Raw genomic sequence first — 19,213 nt, 5'->3', positions numbered from 1 at the left:
GTCAGACCCCAGCCGTCACGGCGCCCGTCGGCGCGCCGTCCAGCTCGGCGACGGCTGAGGGCAGCGCCCGGGCGACCAGGTCGACGCCCTCGGTGTCGACCACCTCGGCCCGGACCACCTGTCCGGCTACCGCGTCGGCGGGCACCCCGGAGACCGTCGTCGTGCCGTCGGCGTCCGGGTCCTGGTGGGCGGCGTGGCCGGCCCAGGTGCCCGGCTCCTCGTCGTCCGACAGGTCCTCGGTCAACAGCACCTCCACGGTGCTGCCGATCCGCTCCTCGGCGCGCTGCGCCGTGAGCTCCTCCACCAGGTCGGTGATCCGCCGCACCCGGGCGTCGATCTCGTCCTGGTCCAGCTTGCCGGGCAGCCCGAGGGCCTCGGTGCCGTCCTCGTCGGAGTAGCCGAACACGCCGACGGCGTCCAGCCGCCCCTCGGTCAGGAACCGCTCGAGCTCGGCGACGTCGTCCTCGGTCTCCCCGGGGAACCCGAGGATGACGTTGGTCCGGAAGCCCGCGCCGGGTGCCAGCGCACGGGCGCGCTCGATGATGCCGAGGAAGTCCTCGGTGCCGCCGAAGCGCCGCATCCGGCGCAGCAGCGTCGGCGAGGAGTGCTGGAACGACAGGTCGAAGTAGGGGGCGATGCCCGGGGTCGTGGCGATCACCTCGAGCAGGCCCGGCCGCAGCTCGGCCGGCTGCAGGTAGGCCACCCGCACCCGGGCGACGCCCGGGGTCGCGGCCAGCTGGGGCAGCAGCTTCTCCAGCGAGCGGAGGTCGCCGGTGTCCTTGCCGTAGGAGGTGGAGTTCTCGCTCACCAGGACGATCTCGGTGACGCCCTGGGAGGCCAGCCACTGCGCTTCGCCGAGCACCTCTCCGGCCGGCCGGGAGACGAAGGAACCACGGAAGGTGGGGATCGCGCAGAAGGAGCAGCGCCGGTCGCAGCCGGAGGCGATCTTCAGCGCCGCGGACGGCCCGCTGGCCAGCCGCTTGCGCCGCAGCCAGTCGTGGCCGGGGATGGCCGGGGCGGGGGCGTCGCCCACCCGCCCGGCCTGCACCGCCGCGCTGCGCTGCACCGGGCTGATCGGCAGCAGGGTGCGGCGGTCGGTCGGCGTGTGCGGGACCAGCGGCCGCCCGGTGAGCACGTCGTCCAGCCGGTCCCCGATGGCGCCGTAGTCGTCGAAGCCGAGCACGGTGGCCTCGGGCAGCGCCCCGGCGAGCTCGGCGCCGTACCGCTCGGCCATGCAGCCGACGGCGATCACCTCGGCGCCGGAGTCGGTGGCGGCGAGGATCGCGTCGACGGAGTCCTTCTTCGCGCTCTCGATGAATCCGCAGGTGTTCACCAGCACGGCGTCGGCGGCCTCGCCGTCGGCCACCAGCTCGTAGCCGTCACCGGCCAGCCGGCCGGCGAGCTCCTCGGAGTCGACCTCGTTGCGGGCACAGCCGAGGGTGACGACGGCGACGCGCCGGGGGGCGGGAGCGGCGGACTGCCCTTCGGGGGAGGTCATGGGTCTGGGCAGGGCTGGCACCGTGTCATCGTAGTTGACGGACCCCCTGCCCCCGCTGCTCGCGAGCCCGCAGCGGGGCCCTGCAGGGCCGAGCTCAGCCCTCTCCGCCGCGCAGGGTGAACATGACCGACTCCAGCTCGTCGGGCTTGATGAGCACGTCCCGGGCCTTGGAGCCCTCCGACGGCCCGACGATCCCGCGGCTCTCCATCAGGTCCATCAGCCGGCCCGCCTTGGCGAAGCCGACCCGCAGCTTGCGCTGCAGCATCGAGGTGGAGCCGAACTGGCTGGTGACGACGAGCTCGACCGCCTGGACCAGCAGCTCCAGGTCGCTGCCGATGTCCTCGTCGATCTCCTTCTTCTCCCCCGCCGCGGCGGTGAAGACCTCCTCGCGGTACTCCGGCTCGGCCTGCCGCTTGGTGAACTCGACGACCGCCTCGATCTCGGTGTCGGAGACGTAGGCGCCCTGCACCCGGATCGGCTTGCCGGCCCCGATCGGCAGGAAGAGCGCGTCGCCCATGCCGATCAGCTTCTCCGCGCCGGGCTGGTCGAGGATGACCCGGCTGTCGGTGAGGCTGGAGGTGGAGAAGGCCAGCCGCGAGGGCACGTTGGCCTTGATCAGGCCGGTGACGACGTCGACCGAGGGCCGCTGGGTCGCGAGCACCAGGTGGATCCCGGCGGCGCGCGCTTTCTGGGTGATCCGGACGATCGACTCCTCGACATCCCGCGGCGCGACCATCATCAGGTCGGCGAGCTCGTCGACGATGGTGAGGATGTACGGGTAGGGCTGGTACACCCGCTCACTGCCGGGCGGGGCGGTGATCTCGCCGCGCTCGACCTTCTTGTTGAAGTCGTCGATGTGCCGCACCCCGGTGGCGCGCATGTCCTGGTAGCGCTGCTCCATCTCCTCGACCAGCCAGGCCAGCGCGGTGGCGGCCTTCTTCGGGTCGGTGATGATCGGCGTGATCAGGTGCGGGATGCCGTCGTAGGGCGTCAGCTCGACCATCTTCGGGTCGACCAGGATCATCCGCAGCTGGTCCGGGGCGGCCCGCAGCAGCAGCGAGGTCAGCAGTGAGTTGATGCAGCTGGACTTACCGGCGCCGGTGGCACCGGCGACGAGCAGGTGCGGCATCTTCGCCAGGTTCGCGCAGACGAAGCCGCCCTCGATGTCCTTGCCCAGGCCGACCAGCATCGGGTGCGGGTCCTGCTTGGCGACCTGGGAGCGCATGACGTCGCCCAGGCTCACCGTCTCGCGGTCGGTGTTGGGCACCTCGACGCCCACCGCCGACTTGCCCGGGATGGGCGCCAGGATCCGGATGTTGTCGTTGGCGACGGCGTAGGCGAGGTTCTTGGTCAGCGCGGTGATCTTCTCGACCTTGACCGCGTTGCCCAGCTCGATCTCGTAGCGGGTCACCGTCGGGCCGCGGGTGAAGCTGGTGACGGCGGCGTCGATGTTGAACTGCTCGAGCACCCCGGTGATCGCCTCGATGGCGACGTCGTTGGCCTTGGACTTGGCCCGCGGCGGGGTGCCGGCGCGCAGCACGCTGACCGAGGGCAGCGTGTAGGCGCCCTCGACCGGCTGGATCCGGAGCTGCTCGGGCTCCTCGATCGGCGGCAGGTCCTCCGGCGGGGCCGTGCGGTCGACGATCGCCGGCCGGCGGACCGGCACGGGCTCGGGGGCCGGCTCGTGGACGACCGCCGCCGGGGCGTCGTCCAGCGCACCGAGGTCGATCGCCCCGGTGTCCAGGGTGTCCTCGACCGCCGGGGCGGCCGCCTTGCGGCTCTTGCGCACCCGCGGGACCGGCTGGGTCGCCGGCTCCTCGTCCTCGTACTCGTCGTGGTCGTCGTAGTCCTCGTCGCCGTCCCGGCCCAGCTGCCGGTCGGCCCACTCCCGCAGGCGTTCGGGCACCTGGTGCACCGGCGTGGCGGTGACGACGAGCACGCCGAAGAAGGCGAGCAGGACCAGCAGCAGCACGGTGACGATCGAGCCGACGCCGGCGGTCAGCGGCATGCCGACCGCCCAGCCGAGCAGGCCGCCGGCCCCGGTCCGGTCGTCCGGGTCGGCGTCCGGCCCGACGACGTGGGCGATGCCGACGACGGCGGCGACCACGCTGAGCCAGCCGATCATCAGCCGCCCGCGCGACTCCGGGTGCGGGGGGTGCCGCAGCAGCCGCAGCGCGACCAGCAGCAGGACGACCGGCAGCGCGACGGTGAGCGCACCGATCGTCCACTCGACCGCCGTGGCCAGGCCGGCGCCGACCGGACCGATCCCACCGGTCCAGACCGCCGCCCCCAGCACGATCGCCAGGCCCAGCACCGCCAGGCCGACGCCGTCCCGGCGGTGCTCAGGGCCCAGCGGCTCGGCCTCCTCGGGCCGGGCGACCGACCGGGCCACGCCACCGGCGCCGCGGGCCAGCAGGCCCCAGGCCCCCGCGGCGCCGCGCCACAGGCTGCCGGCGAGCGTGCCCTGCTTCTTCTTCGGCGCCGGCCGGCGGGCCGCGGTGGACCCACGCTTGGCCGGGGGGCGCTTCCTGGCTGCGGTGCTGCCCGAGCGCGGGCGTGTGGAGGCGCTGCCGCGCGCAGGCGCCCGGTTCGACGTCGACGCGCGAGCAGGCATGCGTCAGACGGTAATGGCCGAGCCGGTGGCCGGGGTCCATTCCGGGCCGCGTGTCCGGCTCGGGCTCAGCCGACGCCCAGCCGGCCGGCTGGCTAGCGTGACCGGCGTGACCGCCCCCGAGCAGACCCTCCCCCACGGCAGCTGGCCGACACCGATCACCTCCGAGCTCGTGGTCCGCGCCGCGGCCCGGCTCGGCGAGGTCGTCGTGGACGGCGCGGACGTCTGGTGGGCCGAGGGCCGGCCCAGCGAGGGCGGCCGCACCGTGCTGGTCCGCTGCGCGCCGGACGGGACGACGACCGACCTGCTCCCGGCCCCCTGGAACGCCCGGACCCGGGTGCACGAGTACGGCGGCGGCGCCTGGACCGTGGCGGCCGGAACCGTGTGGTTCACCGACTTCGCCGACCAGCGGCTGTACCGGGTCGAGCCGGGCAGCAGCGAGCCGGTGGCGGTGACCCCCGAGCCGGCGCTGCCCGCCGGGGTCCGGTACGCCGACCTGTCCCCCGACGGCGACGGGGTCCTGGCGGTCCGGGAGACCCACACCACCTCCGGCCTGGCCGCCGAGGTGGTCAACGAGGTGGTCCGGGTCGCCGCCGACGGCACGGTGGAGGTGCTGGTGAGCGGGCCGGACTTCGTCTCCGACCCGCGGCGGGAGCCCGGAGGCCCGGCGCTGGCCTACCTGCGGTGGGACCACCCGGACATGCCGTGGGACAGCGCCCAGCTCGTCGTCCGGGACGGCGCGGGCACCGACCACGTGCTGGCCGGCGGCCCGGGTGAGTCGGTGGTGCAGCCGGTGTGGGGTGCCGACGCCACGCTGTGGTGGCTGTCGGACCGCACCGACGTCTGGGCGCTGTACCGGCGCCGGCCGCACGGTGAGGTGGAGCTGGTGTTCGACGCCGGCAGCGACATCGCCGGCCCGCAGTGGGTGTTCGGGCAGAGCCGGTTCGACCTGCTGGACGACGGCCGGGTCGTGCTCGCCTACGGCCGGGACGGCGCCGACCGGCTCGCCGTCCTCGACACCGACGGCACGGCACGCGAGTTCGACCTGCCGTACTCCGCGTTCGGTCAGGTGCGCAGTGCTCCCGGACGGGGCGAGGGCGCCGCCGGCGGGCTGGTGTGCGTGGCGGGGGGCCCGGCGTCCGAGCCGGTCGTCCTGCGCGTCGCCGTCGACGGGGCCACCGCCGTGCTGCGCCCGGCCCGCGACCTCGGCCTGGACCCGGCCTGGTTCTCCCGGCCCCAGCACGTCACCTTCCCCACCGAGCCCGGGCCCAGCGGGGTCGCCGAGGCCCACGCGCTGGTCTACCCGCCGACCAACCCGCAGGTGACCGGGGCCGAGGGCGAGCTGCCGCCGCTCCTGGTGCTCGTGCACGGCGGGCCCACCGCCGCCGCCCGGCCGGTGCTGGACCTGGGCGTCCAGTACTGGACCTCCCGCGGGTTCGCCGTCGCCGACGTCGACTACCGCGGCTCCACCGGCTACGGCCGGCGCTACCGCGAGGCGCTGAAGGGGCAGTGGGGCGTCGCCGACCTCGACGACGTCGTCGCCTGCGCCCGGCACCTCTCCTCCGGCGACGGCCCGGCCGGGCTGCGGGTCGACCCGGCGCGGCTGGCGATCCGCGGTGGTTCCGCCGGCGGCTACACCACGCTGGCCGCGCTGACCTTCCGCCCGGGCGTCTTCGCCGCCGGGGCCAGCCACTACGGCGTCGCCGACCTGGCCGCGCTCGCCGCGGACACCCACAAGTTCGAGTCCCGGTACCTCGACGGGCTGATCGCGCCCTTCGATCCGACGGCGGGGCCCGCCGGCGCCGACGTCTACGCCGAGCGCTCCCCGATCAACGCCACCGACGCGCTGGACACCCCGCTGGCGGTCTTCCAGGGCGACGAGGACCGGGTGGTGCCGCCGGAGCAGGCGGAGCTGATGGTCGCGGCCCTGCGCGCGAAGGGGGTGCCGCACGCCTACGTGCTCTTCCCCGGCGAGCAGCACGGCTTCCGCAAGGCGGAGAACATCCGCACCGCCCTGGACGGCGAGCTGTCCTTCTACGCCCAGGTGCTCGGCTTCTCCCTCCCCGCCGAGGAGGGGATCACCCCGATCGAGGTCGCGCGCTCGTAGCGGTTCGACCGCGCCGGTGAACCGATCCGGCTCCGGCGCCGTACACACCCGGGAGGACGTCGGCGATCGGGAGGCACGGCATGGTGCGGCAGCTGCGACCGGTCGTGACCGGCGTCCTGGACGTCCCGGCCGCCTACGCCGCCCACGGGCCGGAGCTCTACCGGTTCGCGCTGCGCCACCTCGGTGACCAGGGCGCCGCCCAGGACGTCGTGCAGGAGGTGTTCCTTCGGGCCTGGCGGTCGGCGGGCTCCTACGACCCCGGGCTGTCCAGCCTGCGCACCTGGCTGTTCGCCATCGCCCGCAACCTGCTGGTCGACGAGGCGAGGCGCGGCGCGGCCCGCCCGTGGCAGCGCCAGCTCACCGACGGCGCCCAGCTCGACGACCCCGGCCCGCCCGGGCCGGCCCTGGAGGAGCGGGTGGTCGACGCCTGGGTGGTCGAGGAGGCACTGCGGCGGATCGGCGCCGAGCACCGGGCCGCGATCGTGGAGACCCACCTGCGCGGGCGGCCGCACGCCGAGGTCGCCGCCGAGCTCGGCGTCCCGGTGGGCACACTGCGCAGCAGGGTGTTCTACGGCCTGAAGGCCCTTCGGTTGGCGATGCAGGAGATGGGGGTGGAACCGTGAGCGAGGAACAGGCGCACCGCGCACTGCGCGAGGAGCTGGGCGTCTACGCCCTGGGGGCGGGCACCCCGGAGGAGCGCGCCGCGGTGCGGGCACACCTGGACGGGTGCGCCGCCTGCCGCGCCGAACTGGCCGAGCTGGCCCCGGTCGCCGCCCGGCTCGCCGACGCCGACCCCGACCGGCTGGACGAGGACCCGGCGCCCCCGCCCGGGCTCGGCGACGCCGTCCTGGCCCGGATCGCGGCGGAGAGCGGACGCCCCCAGCGTGATCGGGTGGCGCACCGCCGGCGGACCCGGCTCGGCGCCGGTGCCCTGGTGCTGGCCACGGCCGCGGCGGCCTTCGTCGCCGGCTGGCTGGTGCGGCCGGTCCCACCCCCGCCGCCGCTGGAGAGCGTGGCCGTGCAGGTGACCGAGCCGGGGATCACCGCGACTGCCGACGTGGTGCCGCACACCTGGGGGGTGGAGGTGAAGCTCAGCGGGGCGGGGTTCACCGCCGGGGAGGTCTACCGGGTCGCCGTCCTGGAGGAGGGCGGGGACGCCGCGCCCGCCGGCGCCTTCCTCGGCACCGGCCCGGTGGAGCTGGACTGCAACCTCAACTCCGCGGTGCTGCGCCCCGACGCCGAGGGCTTCGTGGTGGTCGACGCCGGCGGCGAGGTGGTCGTGCGCTCGGTCTTCTGAGCCGCCGGTGAACGGGAGCGCCCCGGGGTCCGTAGACCCCGTTGTCCGATCCCGAGACCAGGAGCCAGCCATGACCCGCACCCGCACAGCCCGCGCCGCCGTCGTCGTCGGAGCGATGGGCGTCGTCGCCCTCACCGGAACCGGCACCGCCTCCGCCGAGACGGAGGTGGCCGAGCCGTCGACGTTCACCAGCGCGTTCACCGCGATGGCCACGCCGGATGCGGTGGTGAACACCGACGGGGTGCCCACCCCCGGGGAGCCTGGTGCCTCCGGCACCTTCATGTACCGGATCAACTCCGACCTCGAGATCATTTGCTACGACATCACCCTCACCGGGGTGACCCCGCCGTACCAGAGCGCGGCGAAGACCTCGACGCACATCCACGAGGCGGCAGCCGGGGAGTCCGGCCCGCCGCGGATCGCGCTGCCGGACCCGGTGGACGACGGCAGCGGGGACCTGGTGAGCAGCGGCTGCCTGCAGGGCCCGTTCACCACCGGCATCGCGCCGGACGGCACCGACACCGGCACCGGTTTCTCCCTCGCCGAGATCGAGGCCGACCCGTCGGCGTTCGCGACCGACAACCACACCGCGGCCTTCGTCGCCGGTGCGGTGCGTGGGCAGCTGACCCAGGTGCCGATCGGTGGCATCGAGACCGGTGCCGGGGGGACGGCGGACGACGGGACCTCCGGCGCACCGCTGGCCGCGCTCGGCGGCTCGCTGGCCCTGGCCGGGGCAGCGGCGTTCGGGCTGCACCGCCGCGCGGTCCGGGGCTGACCGGTGCGCCCTGGACGCGGGACCCTGCTGCTCGGCGGGGTGCTGCTCGCCCTCAGCGGGTGCGGCGCGCCGGCTGCGGGTCCCGCGGCCGGGGCGTCCGGCGCACTGTCGACGCCGGCCGACGCACCCTCCGCGGCCCCGGCGGCGGTGGACGCCCCGGTGCTCGACCCGGCCGCGGTGCCCGAACCGGAGTCGGTGTGGATACCGGCCATCGACGTCCGGCGCGACCTGGTGGACCTCGGCCTGGCCGGGGACGGGACGGCCGAGGTGCCGACGGACCCCGACGACGCCGGGTGGTTCACCGGTGGGGGCCGGCCGGGGTCACGGGGCCCGACCGTCCTCCTCGGCCACGTCGACTCCACGGCCGGGCCGGCGGTCTTCGCCGAACTCGGGGAGCTGGTGCCGGGCGACGTCGTCGAGGTGACCGTCACCGGCGGCGCCGTCGCCCGGTACGCGGTGACCGGCAGCGAGCAGGTGCCCAAGGACGAGTTCCCGACGGCGGCGGTCTTCGGCGCGACGACGCAGGACGTGCTGCGACTGGTCACCTGCACCGGCGACTTCGACCGCAGCGCCCGCAGCTACGTCGACAACCTGGTCGTCACCGCCGAACGCATCGACTGACCCCGGCCCTGACCCCCGACCTCCGGCCCCCGAGCGCACTTCACGGCCCCGCTGCAGGGGCCCGCGCCGAGCCTGCGAGGCGTGGGGGGCAGCGGGGTCCTTCTTCAGACCTCGAGGACGGTGGGGATGATCATCGGGCGGCGGCGGTAGGTGTCCGACACCCACTTGCCGACCGTCCGCCGGATCACCTGGGACAGCCGGTGGGCGTCGACCTGGTCGTCGGCGGCCAGGGCCCGCTTCAGCTCGGCCTCCACCAGCGCGACCGCCTCGGTGAAGGCGGCCGGGTCGTCGGAGAAGCCACGGGTCGACACGTGCACCGGCCGCACGATGGTGCGGGTCGAGGGCTCGATGACCACGGTCAGCGCGACGAAGCCCTCGTCGCCGAGGATCCGCCGGGCCTGCAGCGACTCCTCGCCGACGTCGCCGACGTTGAGCCCGTCGACGTAGACGTTGCCGATCGGCACGCTGCCCACGATCGACGCCCTGCCGTCGACCAGGTCGACCACGACGCCGTCCTCGGCGAGCAGGATCCTGTCCCGGCCCATCCCGGTCTCCTCGGCCAGCGCGGCGTGCGCCCGCAGGTGCCGCCACTCCCCGTGCACCGGCATCAGGTACCGCGGCTTGGCCACGTTGAGCAGGGTGCGCAGCTCCCCGGCCGGGGCGTGCCCGGAGACGTGCACCCGGGCGGTCTCCTTGTGCACGACGGTGGCGCCGAGCCGGGCCAGGCCGTTGATCACCTTGTAGACGGCCGTCTCGTTCCCGGGGACCAGCGAGGACGCCAGGATGATCGTGTCGCCGGCCTCGATGGTGACCTGGTGGTGGTCCCCGCGGGCCATCCTGCCCAGCGCCGACAGCGGCTCGCCCTGCGAGCCGGTGCTGACCAGGACCACCTGCTCCGGGGGCATCGCGGTGGCCTCGTCGAGCTTGACCATCAGCCCGGGCGCGACCCGGAGCAGGCCGAGGTCCTGGGCGACCCCCATGTTCCGCACCATCGAGCGGCCCACCAGCGCGACCTTGCGGCCGTGCTTCACCGCGCAGTCGAGCACCTGCTGGATCCGGTGCACGTGGCTGGCGAAGCTGGAGACGATCAGCCGCTGCGAGGCGCGCTCGAACACCGAGTCCAGCACCGGGCCGATGCTGCGCTCGGAGGTGACGAACCCGGGCACCTCGGCGTTGGTGGAGTCGCTGAGCAGCAGGTCGATGCCCGCCACCCCGAGCCGGGCGAAGGCCCCGAGGTCGGTCAGCACGCCGTCGAGCGGCAGCTGGTCCATCTTGAAGTCGCCGGTGTGCACCAGGGTGCCCGCCGGGGTGTGCACCGCGACGGCGAGCGCGTCGGGGATGGAGTGGTTGACGCTGACGAACTCGCAGTGGAACCCACCCGCCAGGTGGTCGTCACCGGCCGCCACCTCGACCAGCACCGGGTCGATCCGGTGCTCGCGCAGCTTGGCCTTGACCAGCGCGAGGGTGAACCGTGAGCCGACCAGGGGGATGTCGGCGCGCAGCCGCAGCAGGTACGGGACGGCGCCGATGTGGTCCTCGTGCCCGTGGGTCAGGACGACGGCGACCACGTCGTCCATCCGGTGCTCGATGACCCCGAAGTCGGGCAGGATCAGGTCGACGCCGGGCTGCTCCGCCTCGGGGAACAGCACCCCGCAGTCGATGATCAGCAGCTGGCCGTCGAACTCCAGCACGGCCATGTTCCGGCCGATCTCGCCGAGGCCGCCGAGCGCCATCACCCGCAGGCCGCCGGCCGGCAGGGGCGGCGGCGCCTTGAGGTCCAGGTGGGGCTGCGGGGAGTTCGACGTGGTCACAGCACGACACCTCCGGCGGCGAGGTCCACGCGCAGCTGCGCCACCTGCTCCTCGGTGGCGTCCACCAGCGGCGGGCGCACCGGGCCGGACGGGAGCCCGAGCTCGCGCAGCGCCGCCTTGACCATGATCGTGCCCTGGGTGCGGAAGATGCCGGTGTACACCGGCAGCAGGCCGTCGTTGACCTCGCGCGCCCGGGCCAGGTCGCCGGCCTCGACGGCGGCGATGAGCTCGGCCAGCCGGGTGCCGACCAGGTGCCCGACGACGCTCACCACGCCGACGGCGCCGGTCGCGAGCAGCGGCAGGTTCAGCATGTCCTCGCCGGAGTAGTAGGCGAGGTCGGTGCGGGCCAGGGTCTGCATGAGGGCGCCGAAGTCGCCCTTGGCGTCCTTGACCGCGACGATGTTCGGGTGCTCCGCGGCGCGGACCAGGGTGTCCACCTCGATGGGCACCACCGAGCGCGGCGGGATGTCGTAGAGCATCACCGGCAGGTCGGTGGCGTCGGCGACCGCGGTGAAGTGCCGCAGCAGGCCGGCCTGCGGGGGCTTGTTGTAGTACGGGGTGACGACGAGCAGGCCGTGCACGCCGAGCCGGGCCGCCGACTGGGCCTTGTCGATGGAGTGCGCGGTGTCGTTCGTGCCGACGCCGGCGATCACCAAGGCACGGTCGCCGACGGCGTCCAGCACGGCCTCGAGCACCGCGTGCTGCTCGCCGTCGCTGATCGTGGGCGACTCACCCGTGGTCCCGAAGACGACCAGGCCGTCGTGGGACTGCCGGTCGACGAGGTGCGCGGCGAGCTCCTGGGCGCCGGCGAGGTCGATCGTGCCGTCCTCGGCGAGCGGGGTGACCATCGCCGTGAGCACCCGCCCGAACGGCCGGGCGGGGTCCATGGTGGTGGCCGGGGTCATGCCCTGGAATCTACCGGCCCGCCCCGACGTCGCCGGAGCGCCCTGCGGCGGCCCAGGTCCGCTCGTGCTCGGCGAGGACCCGGCCCACGGGGTCCGGGGCGGCCGTCCGCCGTCCCCACCGGGTGACCCGGAAGCGGAGCCCGGTCGTCGACACCGACCAGCCGGAGCCGGGCGCCGACGCGCCGGGTGCCCAGTCCGGGCCCGGGCGGGGTGCCCAGGTGTCCCCGGCCACCTGCACGTCGACCTCGGTCACCACCAGCTCGTCGGCGTGCGGGAGGAAGGCGCCGTAGACCGCCCCGCCGCCGATCACCCACAGGTCGCCGTCCAGCGCGAGCGCCTCGGCCACCGACCGGACCACCAGCGCCCCCGGCTCGGCCGCGTCCAGGGTGGAGCTGAGCACCACGTTGCGGCGGCCGGGGAGCGGGCGGAACCGTTCGGGGAGCGACTCCCAGGTGCGGCGGCCCATGACCACGGTGCCGCCGGTGGTCAGCGCCCGGAACAGCCGCAGGTCCTCCGGCAGGTGCCAGGGCAGTGCGCCGTCGGCCCCGATGACGCCGCTGCTGCTCTGCGCCCACAGCATCCGCACCGTGCGCTGCGGCGACGCCGGGTCGGTCACACCGCCACCGCACCCCGGATGGCCGGGTGGTGCCGGTAGTCGACGACGTGGAAGTCCTGGTAGCGGTGCTCGAACAGCGAGGGCGCCGGGTCGACCTCCAGCCGCGGGAAGGGCAGCACCTCGCGGGAGAGCTGCTCGCGCACCTGGGGCAGGTGGTTGCGGTAGATGTGGCAGTCCCCGCCGACCCAGATGAAGTCCCCCGGTTCGAGGCCGACCTGCTGGGCGACCATCCGGGTCAGCAGCGCGTAGCTGGCGATGTTGAACGGGACGCCGAGGAACAGGTCGGCGCTGCGCTGGTAGAGCTGGCAGGAGAGCCTGCCGTCGGCGACGTGGAACTGGAAGAGCGCGTGGCAGGGGGCCAGCGCCATCTCCGGCAGGGCCGCGACGTTCCACGCCGAGACGACCATCCGCCGGGAGTCCGGGTCGGTGCGCAGCGTGTCCAGGACGGCGGAGAGCTGGTCGATCGACCCGCCGTCCGGCGTCGGCCAGGACCGCCACTGGACGCCGTAGACCGGCCCCAGACTGCCGTCCTCGGCCGCCCACTCGTCCCAGATCGAGACGCCGTGCTCCTTGAGCCAGCCGACGTTGCCCTCCCCGCGCAGGAACCACAGCAGCTCGTAGGCGATCGACTTGAAGTGCACGGACTTCGTCGTCACCAGGGGGAAGGAGCTGGACAGGTCGTAGCGGAGCCGCTCACCGAACAGGCTCAGCGTGCCGGTGCCGGTGCGATCGTCCTTCGGCGTCCCGGTCTCCAGGACCCGGCGGAGCAGGTCCTCGTACTGCGTGTCGACCTGCTGCTGGACGGCCACCTCGGCCATGTCGACTCCTCGTCGCGATCGTGGGATGGGGGCGCGGACTCGTCAGCCCTCGGCGACCAGCGGGCTGGCGGCGACGGCGGTGCCGTCGGCGAGCTCGCTGATCCGGAAGTCACCGAAGACGTGCGGGGCCGCATGCTGCAGTTCACGCAGGCAGGCGATGGCCAGCTCGCGGATCTCGACGTCGGCGTGCTCGCTGGCCCGCATGGCCACGAAGTGCCGCCAGGCCCGGTAGTTGCCGGTGACGACGACGCGGGTCTCGGTGGCGTTCGGCAACACCGAGCGGGCCGCCTGCCGGGCCTGCTTGCGGCGCAGCGTGGCGTTCGGGACGTCGGCGAAGCGCTCCTCCAGCCCCTCGAGCAGCTCGGCGTAGGCGGCCAGTGCGGCGTCGGTGGCGGCGAGGAACTTCTCGTGCAGCTCGGGGTCCTCGGCGATGACCGCCGGCTCGACCACGGCGGCGTCCCGCTCGGGCACGTAGCGCTGGGACAGCTGGCTGTAGGAGAAGTGCCGGTGCCGGATGAGCTCGTGGGTCAGCGACCGCGAGACCCCGGAGAGGTACATGGTCACCGTGCCGTGCTCCAGCACGGACAGGTGGCCGACCTCCAGGATGTGCCGCAGGTACCCCTGGTTGGTGGCCGTGGCCGGGTTCGGCTTGCCCCAGGACTGGTAGCAGGCCCGCCCGGCGAACTCCGCGAGCGCCTGCCCACCCTCGGCGTCGGTCTCCCACGGCACGTCCGCCGGCGGGGTGAACTGCGTCTGCGCGACGACCTGCACCTTCAGGGGGGCGATGGCGGGCACCCGTCGAGGGTACGGGGAGGACCACCGCCCTCTCGCTCAGCACGTGCGGGCCCGACCCGGGAGGCGGCAACGGCACCACCCACCCCAGCGGGCGGGGATGTCGAGCTGGCGTCATCGTGACGCTTGCGATGGCGTCATCGTGGTGTCATGGTGACGTCATGGAGAACTGGACACACCTCGAGGACCTGCAGAAGGCCGTGGCACCCCGCCTTCCGAAGACGCCGCCGGAGGCACGACCGCGCACCCGGCACCGGCACGGACGCCGACCGCGCTGGCTCGGCGGCGGGGCACCGTGAGCCGCCCGGCTCCCGGCTCTCCCCCGGCCCGGCCGACCCCGCTGCCCGTGCGGCCGCCACCGACGTCACGATGGCGGCCATGGACCTGACCGACTACGTCGACGCCCTCCGCGGCTCGCTCACCACGGCTGCAGCAGCCGGCACCGAACAGGCGCAGGAGACCGCCCGCCTGCTCGCCGAGGCGCTGGAGCCCGCCGTCCGGCTGACCGTCACCCAGGCCCTGTCCGCGATGGCCGCGGAGGTCACCGCCGCCTGGGACGGCGGCCTGGTCGACATCCGCGTCCGCGGCCGCGACCCCGAGGTCGTCGTCGTCCGGGCGCCCGAGCACGATCCCGAGCCGGCCCCCGACCAGCCCGTCGACGAGGCCGACGCCGACGACGACGGGGCGGTCGCCCGGATCAGCCTGCGTCTCCCCGAGGCCTTGAAGTCCCGCGCCGAGACGGCCGCCGCTGCGGCCGGCCTCTCGCTCAACGCCTGGCTCGTCCGGGCCGTCGCCGACGGCCTGCGGGAGTCCACCGACCCACCGCGCTCCTCGCGCGGCCCACGCCGCTACTCCGGCTTCGCCCGGAGCTGACCTCCGCTGGAGGACCCGTGACCGTCCGCATCCACCGTTTCCCGCTGAGCGACTCCTCCCACACCGTGGAGGTGCGCAACCCCGCCGGCTCGGTCCTCGTCCAGGGGGTGGACGGGGCCACCGAGGTCGTGGTCTCCGTCGAGGCGCTCGACGGCGCCGCCGAGCAGCTGCTGGACCGGGTCGACGTCTCGGCCACCGCGACCGCCCTGCGGGTCGCCGTACCCGAACGGCGCATCACCCGCACCCCGCGCTACGGCATCGAGGTGACCACCCCTCCCGACGTGGACGTCACCCTCGCGGTGGCGTCGGCGGACGCGACCCTGCGCGGCCGGCTGGGCCAGGTGGTCGTCACCACGGCCAGCGGCGACCTCGTCGCCGAGCACGCCGCTGCGCTGCAGGCCCGGTCGGCCAGCGGGGACGTGCGCGGCGGCCGGGTCGACGGTCGGTTCACGGCAGCCACCGCCTCCGGCGACGTGCAGCTGGACGACGCGCGGGGTCCGGTCGACGTGCGCACCGCCTCGGGCGACGTCGTGCTGGCCCGGACCGTGACCGACGTGTCCGCGAAGACGGCGTCGGGCGACGTCCGGGTGGAGCGGGCGGTCTCGGGGACCGTCCGGGTCCGCACGGTCTCCGGCGACACGACCGTCGCCGTGCAGCCCGGGCTGCGGGTGTGGCTCGACGTGCAGAGCGTCTCCGGGCGGCTGACCTCCGACCTCGACGGCGATGCGCCCGGTGCGGTCGACGACCCGACGGCGGCGCTCTCGGTCCTCCTCACGTCGGTCTCCGGTGACCTGCGTCTGCGTCGCGCCGCGCCGGCCTCGCCGGCGCACTGACCGCCCGTCCCCTCAGCCCGGGGCTCCTCCTCCGCTGACGGCGGTGGCGAGTGCGGCCGCCAGGTCACCTCGCTCGTGCACCACCACCTGCTCCAGGGCCAGCCAGCCGGCCATGAGCCGGAGTTCGGCGGCCAGCGCGACGGCGACCTCCGGGACGTCGACGCCCGGCTCGGCGAAGGCGCTCTGCACCCGGAGCACGCCGGCCTGCCGATCGGCCTTCAGGTCGACGCGGGCGACCAGCCGGTCGCCGAGCAGGAACGGCAGCACGTAGTAGCCGTGCACCCGCTTCACCGCCGGGGTGTAGATCTCCAGCCGGTAGCGGAAGCCGAAGACCCGCTCGACCCGCGGCCGCTCCCACACCAGGGAGTCGAACGGGGACAGCAGCGCCCGGGCGCGGATCCACCGCGGCCGCCGCGCCTGCGGGTCCAGCCACGCCGGCCGGCCCCAGCCCACCACCTCGACCGGGCGCAGCTCACCGGCGTCGGCCAGCTCGGCGATCGCCGTCCGGGCGTCGACCGGGCTGAGCCGAAAGTAGTCGCGCAGATCGGTCTCGGTGGCCACCCCGAGCGCCCGGGCCGCCGTGCGGACCAGCTCCCGGACGGCGTCCGGACGCTCCGGGGTCGGCGCCTCGACCACCGCCCGCGGCAGCACCCGCTCCGGGAGGTCGTAGACCCGCTCGAACCCGGCGGTGCGGCCACGGGCGGTCAGCGCGCCGGTGAAGAACAGGTACTCCAGGGCGGCCTTGCCGGCGTGCCAGTTCCACATGCTGCCCGGCCGGTTGGGCCGTTCCTCCTGCAGCTGGCTGGCCCGGATCGGGCCGTCGGCGCGCACCCGCGCCAGCAGCGCCGCCACGTACTCCGGGCGTTCCCGCTGCACCCGGGTCATCGAGCCCCAGGCCTCCTGCTCGGCGGCGGCCATCCGCCAGCGCAGCTGGGGGTGCAGTCGCGCCGGCAGGAACGACGCCTCGTGCGCCCAGTACTCGAAGACGTCGTGCCGCCGGTTGGAGACGGCGTCGAGGTCGCTGCGCTGGTAGGGCCCCAGCCGGCTGAAGAAAGGCAGGTAGTGCGACCGGGAGAGCACGTTGACCGAGTCGATCTGCACCACGGCCAGGCGCTCGGCGGTCCGGCGCAGCTGCCGGATGCCGACGCTCCCCGCGGGCCGCGGCTCGGCGAACCCCTGCGCGCCCAGGGCGATCCGGCGGGCCAGCGCGGCAGGCAGCCGTTCCACGGTGGTCACCTCGCCGATCCTGCCCTGCGGGTACGACGCTCCCGCCGGCCCGCCCTCACCCGTACTGGGCGTGCACCCGCTGGGCGACGCCGTCCACGGTGACGGTGCCGCCGTGCGGGAGGACCCACTGGGGCCGGGTGTGCCCGAACGGGACGCCGACGCAGAGCACCGCCTCCGGGTTGTACCGGGCGACGAGCTCCACGACGACGTCCCGCTGCTCCGCGCGCAGCCGGGCACGCTCCGCCGGAGCCGGGCGACGCGTGAGGTCGGAGACCGGTGGCCGGGCCAGCAGGACGGCGGCGACCGCGCCGAGGACGCCGCGCTCGCCGAGTGACCGGACGATCGAGCCGACGTCGCGCGCCGGCAGCAGCTCCTCCGACGTCTCCAAGAGCAGCACCCCGCCCGCGAGCACCGCGGCATCGAAGGGGTTCGCCTGCGGTGAGCACTCACTCGCGCACCTCTGAGCAGCCGCCCGAGGTACGTGCCGGTCCAGCGCTCGGTCGCCTCAGGTTCCCGAGAGCCGTTCCCCGCCCCCAGCGCCTACGCTGCCCCGGTGGAGCTGCCGAGGGGACGCGGCCCGTCCGGCCGCGCCGACGTGTCCGTACGACCAGCAGCAGCCGCGGACGCCGAGGCGATCGCCCACGTCCAGCTGGTCACCTGGCGGACGGCCTACCGCGCCCTCCTCCCCGCCGAGGTGCTCGACGACTGGGACGACGACGCCGCGGCGGCCAGCTGGCGGGCCGCGGTCACCACACCGCCGACGTCCGGGCACGGCGTGCTCGTCGCCCTGGACTCGGGGGCCGTGGTCGGGTTTGCCGCCTACGCCCCCACCGACGACCCCGACGCCGCAGACCTGGCCACCCTGCTCGTCGAGCCCCGCTGGGGTCGGCGTGGCCACGGCAGCCGGCTGCTCGCCGCCGTCGCGGACCTGGCCGCCGAGCGCGGCATCCGCTCGCTGCAGACGTGGGTGCCCGAGGACGACGCCGTGACCGCCCGGTTCCTCGACTCCGCCGGCTGGGCGCCGGACGGCTGGACCCGGACGCTGGACACCGGAGCCGCCCCGCTGTCCCAGCTCCGCTGGACGACGCTGCTGGACGACGACGACCACGACGACGAGGAGCGAGCGAACCCGTGACGTTCTCCGGCTTCCCCGACGAGGCCCTCGTCTTCTACGAGGGCCTGGAGGCAGACAACAGCAAGACCTACTGGACGGCGCACCGGGCGAGCTACGACGACCACGTGCGGGCGCCGCTCCAGGCGCTCGTCGACGAGCTCGCGCCGGAGTTCGGCACGCCCAAGCTCTTTCGTCCGTACCGGGACGTGCGCTTCAGCACGGACAAGACGCCGTACAAGACCCACCAGGGTGCCGTCCTCCACCAGGACGGCACCGGACTGGGCTCGGTCTACGTGCAGGTGTCCGCCGACGGTCTGCTCGTCGCCGGTGGCGCCTGGCGTCTGGCGCGCGACCAGGTGGACCGGTACCGCCGCGCAGTCGGTGACGACCTCCAGGGCGATCGGCTGGCGGCGGTGGTCCGCGCGTTGCGCGATGTGGGCCATGAGGTCGAGGGCGACCGCCTGATCCGGACGCCGCGCGGATGGCCGGCCGACCATCCGCGGATCGAGCTGCTCCGGCACAAGTCCCTGCACGGCTCACAGCAGTGGACGCCGACGGACTGGCTGCACACCGCTGCTGCGCTGGACCGCGTCCGCACGGCCTGGCGCGCCTTCGCCCCGCTGAACCGGTGGCTCGACGAGAACGTCGGGGCCAGCACCGCGCCGGCGGATCGCCGCCGTTGAGCAGGTGACCCGGAGACTGCCCGGGAACATCGGTCCCAGCACCACACCGGCTGAACGCCGCCGTCGGCCAATGGAGCCGGTGGCTCGACGGGAACGCCGGCCCCAACGTGGCCGGCAGACGCCGCCGCTGACAGGTGACGCGGTGCATCGACGGGCACGTCGGTCCCGGCACCACGCCGACCGAGCGCCCGCCATTGACCAGTTGCGTCACGTGACGCGGGGGAAGTTCCAGCTCGGCACGCACATCGCCGACGGCCGACTCGACCCGGGCCCCGACGTCGCGGCGCCCGGACGACACGGGGCTGACACACCAGGCGACCGCGCCCGGCACTTGCCACGAGTACCCCCAGAAATGCAGGAACGGGGTCACAGCCGTAGCTGTGACCCCGTCCTGGGAGTTATGTCCGGCGGCGTCCTACTCTCCCACCCGGTCCCCCGGGCAGTACCATCGGCGCTGAAAGGCTTAGCTTCCGGGTTCGGAATGAGACCGGGCGTTTCCCTTTCGCCATGACCGCCGTAACACTGTGAAGATGTACCCCGCACCCGTTCATCCGCCGGTGAGGGCGGAGCTGGGTGCTGAAGGGGCTGGAACACGGGGTTCCGTACCTTCAGAGCTGCACAGTGGACGCGGC

General features: G+C 74.5%; 18 protein-coding genes and 1 rRNA gene. 9 read left to right on the top strand and 10 right to left on the bottom strand.

The annotated features are described in order from the left end of the window. Position 1 precedes the first annotated feature (1 nt). Both rimO and FB380_RS12785 read right to left on the bottom strand, forming a co-directional pair. Positions 2-1,498, bottom strand: a complete 1,497-nt coding sequence (gene rimO, locus FB380_RS12790; protein ID WP_166755360.1) for a 30S ribosomal protein S12 methylthiotransferase RimO — start codon at positions 1,496-1,498, stop codon at positions 2-4. A 94-nt stretch (positions 1,499-1,592) separates the two neighbouring features. Further along, the gene (locus tag FB380_RS12785; protein ID WP_166755359.1) at positions 1,593-4,112 is read right to left on the bottom strand and encodes a DNA translocase FtsK; all 2,520 of its coding nucleotides are present in this window, start codon (positions 4,110-4,112) and stop codon (positions 1,593-1,595) included. 106 nt (positions 4,113-4,218) lie between these two features. On the opposite strand from FB380_RS12785, the gene FB380_RS12780 reads away from it, so the two are divergent. The 5 genes from FB380_RS12780 (at position 4,219) to FB380_RS24730 (ending at position 8,909) form a co-directional block, all read left to right on the top strand. Continuing rightward, a complete protein-coding gene (locus FB380_RS12780) occupies positions 4,219-6,216 on the top strand; it encodes a S9 family peptidase (protein WP_229682267.1) in 1,998 nt (665 codons plus the stop codon). Positions 6,217-6,296: 80 nt separating this feature from the next. Continuing rightward, positions 6,297-6,839: a sigma-70 family RNA polymerase sigma factor gene (locus FB380_RS12775; protein ID WP_166755358.1), complete on the top strand. Its 543-nt coding sequence runs from the start codon at positions 6,297-6,299 to the stop codon at positions 6,837-6,839. Continuing rightward, positions 6,836-7,513, top strand: a complete 678-nt coding sequence (locus FB380_RS12770) for a zf-HC2 domain-containing protein (RefSeq protein WP_166755357.1) — start codon at positions 6,836-6,838, stop codon at positions 7,511-7,513. Before FB380_RS12775 ends, FB380_RS12770 begins: the two co-directional genes overlap by 4 nt. A 70-nt stretch (positions 7,514-7,583) precedes the next feature. Continuing rightward, on the top strand, positions 7,584-8,288 hold the full coding sequence (locus FB380_RS12765) for a CHRD domain-containing protein (protein ID WP_166755356.1): 705 nt from the start codon (positions 7,584-7,586) through the stop codon (positions 8,286-8,288). Between the two features lie 3 nt (positions 8,289-8,291). Next, positions 8,292-8,909, top strand: coding sequence for a class F sortase (locus tag FB380_RS24730; RefSeq protein ID WP_208382833.1), 618 nt, complete (start codon positions 8,292-8,294; stop codon positions 8,907-8,909). A 104-nt stretch (positions 8,910-9,013) separates the two neighbouring features. On the opposite strand, the gene FB380_RS12755 is transcribed toward FB380_RS24730, so the two are convergent. From FB380_RS12755 to thyX, 5 genes are read right to left on the bottom strand one after another with little or no spacing between them, the layout of a single operon-like run. Next, positions 9,014-10,720 carry a ribonuclease J gene (locus FB380_RS12755; protein WP_166755355.1) on the bottom strand — a complete coding sequence of 569 codons (1,707 nt, stop codon included), beginning with the start codon at positions 10,718-10,720 and terminating at the stop codon, positions 9,014-9,016. Beyond that, on the bottom strand, positions 10,717-11,625 hold the full coding sequence (gene dapA, locus FB380_RS12750; protein ID WP_166755354.1) for a 4-hydroxy-tetrahydrodipicolinate synthase: 909 nt from the start codon (positions 11,623-11,625) through the stop codon (positions 10,717-10,719). The genes FB380_RS12755 and dapA overlap by 4 nt, the downstream gene beginning before the upstream one ends. Before the next feature lie 10 nt (positions 11,626-11,635). Beyond that, entirely contained in the window at positions 11,636-12,241 is a 606-nt protein-coding gene (locus tag FB380_RS12745; RefSeq protein ID WP_229682268.1) for a dihydrofolate reductase, read from the bottom strand. Then, the gene (locus tag FB380_RS12740; RefSeq protein ID WP_166755353.1) at positions 12,238-13,059 is read right to left on the bottom strand and encodes a thymidylate synthase; all 822 of its coding nucleotides are present in this window, start codon (positions 13,057-13,059) and stop codon (positions 12,238-12,240) included. Before FB380_RS12740 ends, FB380_RS12745 begins: the two co-directional genes overlap by 4 nt. A 42-nt stretch (positions 13,060-13,101) precedes the next feature. Then, positions 13,102-13,854 carry an FAD-dependent thymidylate synthase gene (gene thyX / locus FB380_RS12735; protein ID WP_166755352.1) on the bottom strand — a complete coding sequence of 251 codons (753 nt, stop codon included), beginning with the start codon at positions 13,852-13,854 and terminating at the stop codon, positions 13,102-13,104. 375 nt (positions 13,855-14,229) lie between these two features. Between thyX and FB380_RS12730 the strand changes: the two genes are divergently transcribed. Both FB380_RS12730 and FB380_RS25990 read left to right on the top strand, forming a co-directional pair. Beyond that, entirely contained in the window at positions 14,230-14,724 is a 495-nt protein-coding gene (locus FB380_RS12730; protein WP_166755351.1) for a toxin-antitoxin system HicB family antitoxin, read from the top strand. A 17-nt stretch (positions 14,725-14,741) separates the two neighbouring features. After that, positions 14,742-15,557 carry a DUF4097 family beta strand repeat-containing protein gene (locus tag FB380_RS25990; protein WP_166755350.1) on the top strand — a complete coding sequence of 272 codons (816 nt, stop codon included), beginning with the start codon at positions 14,742-14,744 and terminating at the stop codon, positions 15,555-15,557. 12 nt (positions 15,558-15,569) lie between these two features. On the opposite strand, the gene FB380_RS12720 is transcribed toward FB380_RS25990, so the two are convergent. Next, entirely contained in the window at positions 15,570-16,793 is a 1,224-nt protein-coding gene (locus FB380_RS12720) for a winged helix-turn-helix domain-containing protein (protein ID WP_166755349.1), read from the bottom strand. Positions 16,794-16,839: 46 nt separating this feature from the next. Then, entirely contained in the window at positions 16,840-17,196 is a 357-nt protein-coding gene (locus FB380_RS24135) for a hypothetical protein (RefSeq protein WP_208382832.1), read from the bottom strand. 141 nt (positions 17,197-17,337) lie between these two features. Between FB380_RS24135 and FB380_RS12710 the strand changes: the two genes are divergently transcribed. Next, positions 17,338-17,919, top strand: a complete 582-nt coding sequence (locus FB380_RS12710) for a GNAT family N-acetyltransferase (RefSeq protein WP_166755348.1) — start codon at positions 17,338-17,340, stop codon at positions 17,917-17,919. Then, positions 17,916-18,581: a DUF2461 domain-containing protein gene (locus FB380_RS12705; protein ID WP_166755347.1), complete on the top strand. Its 666-nt coding sequence runs from the start codon at positions 17,916-17,918 to the stop codon at positions 18,579-18,581. Before FB380_RS12710 ends, FB380_RS12705 begins: the two co-directional genes overlap by 4 nt. Before the next feature lie 402 nt (positions 18,582-18,983). Here the strand turns inward: FB380_RS12705 and rrf are convergent. Next, positions 18,984-19,100 (bottom strand): 5S ribosomal RNA (gene rrf, locus FB380_RS12700). Positions 19,101-19,213 lie beyond the last annotated feature (113 nt).

It is taken from the genome of Modestobacter marinus (genome assembly GCF_011758655.1).
Classification (GTDB): domain Bacteria; phylum Actinomycetota; class Actinomycetes; order Mycobacteriales; family Geodermatophilaceae; genus Modestobacter; species Modestobacter marinus.
Note: the sequence above shows the minus strand (reverse complement) of the source record. Positions and strands in the feature narration are given on the sequence as shown.

Excerpts from the sequence above, each read along its gene's own strand:
- FB380_RS12785 (WP_166755359.1), bottom strand. The coding sequence starts at position 4,112 with ATGCCTGCTCGCGCGTCGACGTCGAACCGGGCGCCTGCGCGCGGCAGC.
- rimO (WP_166755360.1), bottom strand. The coding sequence starts at position 1,498 with ATGACCTCCCCCGAAGGGCAGTCCGCCGCTCCCGCCCCCCGGCGCGTC.
- FB380_RS12775 (WP_166755358.1), top strand. The coding sequence starts at position 6,297 with ATGGTGCGGCAGCTGCGACCGGTCGTGACCGGCGTCCTGGACGTCCCG.
- FB380_RS12730 (WP_166755351.1), top strand. The coding sequence starts at position 14,230 with ATGGACCTGACCGACTACGTCGACGCCCTCCGCGGCTCGCTCACCACG.
- FB380_RS12765 (WP_166755356.1), top strand. The coding sequence starts at position 7,584 with ATGACCCGCACCCGCACAGCCCGCGCCGCCGTCGTCGTCGGAGCGATG.
- dapA (WP_166755354.1), bottom strand. The coding sequence starts at position 11,625 with ATGACCCCGGCCACCACCATGGACCCCGCCCGGCCGTTCGGGCGGGTG.
- FB380_RS12740 (WP_166755353.1), bottom strand. The coding sequence starts at position 13,059 with ATGGCCGAGGTGGCCGTCCAGCAGCAGGTCGACACGCAGTACGAGGAC.